The sequence below is a fragment of the Pseudomonas sp. FW305-7 genome (assembly GCF_058786735.1).
The window spans coordinates 1-1,726 of sequence record NZ_JBYSZA010000067.1 but is presented as its reverse complement, the minus strand read 5'-3'; the positions used below and the strand labels follow the sequence as shown (position 1 = coordinate 1,726).

Below are 1,726 nucleotides of genomic sequence, written 5' to 3'. Positions count from 1 at the left end.
GTCAAAGCCGTGCAGGATGTGAAACCGGTGATCAGCACGGTGAAAGACTCCAAGGGTGAAGACATTCCGCATAACGGCGGCACGGTCGATCCGAAGATCAAACTGACCGGCACTGCAGCACCGCTTCAGGAAGTCGAGGTGTTCGAGGGCGCTGCCACTAAAGGTAAACACCCGGTCAATGCCGGTGGCATCTGGACCTGCGAAATCACACTGGCCGGCATTGCCACTCGCACGTTCACTGCCAAGGCGCTGTACGGCACGGGGCAGGTATCGCTTGGCAGAGTCGTCACCCTTTCCAATGCCATCAAGCCAAGCATCACCTCGGTGAAAGACTCCAAGGGCGTGGAGGTCCCCGATAAAGGCACCACGCCCGATACCACCGTCAAATTGACCGGTGGCGGCACACCGCGCCTGAAAGTCGAGATCTTTGATGGCACGACACCCAAAGGCATAGCGGAGGTGGGCGCCAGTAATGGCAGATGGGAACTTGAAGTGCCAGGCCTGAACCTGGCGGAGCACAGCTTTACCGCCAAGGCGCTGTACGTACCCGGGGAGAGTTCCGGCGCCAGAACGCTGACCGTAACCACCCCACTCACCGTGGACACGTCACCGCTTACCCTCGACGGGTTCAATATCTCGATCGCAGGCTCGGGGCTGAACTGGGCACTCTCTGGTAACGACCCCGCCGGAACCTCAGCCAACCGTGGCGCGCAAGGCGGGGTCCGACCTTACACCTATGTATCTTCCAAGCCGCTCATTGCCTCAGTTGATTCGGACGGCACCGTCAGAAGTGAAAGCAATGGCACAGCCACCATCACCGTACAAGACGCTGTCGGCCAAACCAAGCAGTTCGACGTCACGACTCGCAACGTACGCCGATACATATCATCCGAAAATCAAGGGCTCACCCACCGCCAATATCTAGCATGGACTCAAACAGTGGGGGGTATACCTATACCCGTCAGCGAGTTCTCCTCACACATCGACTTGTTAAACATTAAATACGTACGCTCATCCCCCACGTACCAACAATTCTGGTGGTGGGGCGAGTACGTCCCGAGCGACAAAACAAATGCACTCCGAAATTATCTACAGCCCACCCAATGGGGCATTGTGGGCCGGGCAGAGGGCAGCGCATGGGGCATTGCTTTGCTCCCGGGCTAGGAAGGTAGCGCCTAACGCGTTTGTACGACAAAACTTTAATCTACCCATGCGCCGTCTCGCCAAAGGCAGTGGATGGGATTTGGTACTAAAGCCGGCGTTCTTTCGCTGAATAGCAAATAACATAAGAGGCTATTGGCCGGGGCAAGGTTTTCCCAGGAACGTGAAGTCCCGCTTAATACGCCCGAAAAAAGTTTTGTCGGGATGTTTTTTCAAACCGAGCGCCGGGTTCTGGAAGTGACGCAGATGATGGCGGATCTGGCCAGTCTCGATATCACCTCAGCCAAGGGCGCCGATGTGCAGTAACTGGCTCACGAGGCGACGATGTTGCTGCGTGATGGATGTGTTGGGGCGGTAGGTTCAGGTTTGGATCTGAAGGAAAGAGAAATCAAAAAATCGCAGCCTTCGGCAGCGCCTACATAGATCGGTGTAGGCGCTGCCGAACGTTGCGATTTTTGTTTTTAAACACCTTCGTTTAAGTGACACGGCAAGACACGTAATCAGGCTACACGACCTTGCGTAATTGCCTACAGCTACGCCAGAATCCGCCGGCTTGTGCGCTTTG

At 55.9% G+C, this 1,726-nt stretch carries 1 protein-coding gene; it reads left to right on the top strand.

Translation table 11 applies throughout. The features are described from left to right. Positions 1–1,164: immunoglobulin-like domain-containing protein (locus AC3WMT_RS30825; RefSeq protein WP_492578075.1), on the top strand; the 1,164-nt coding region annotated here is incomplete at its 5' end. Positions 1,165–1,726 lie beyond the last annotated feature (562 nt).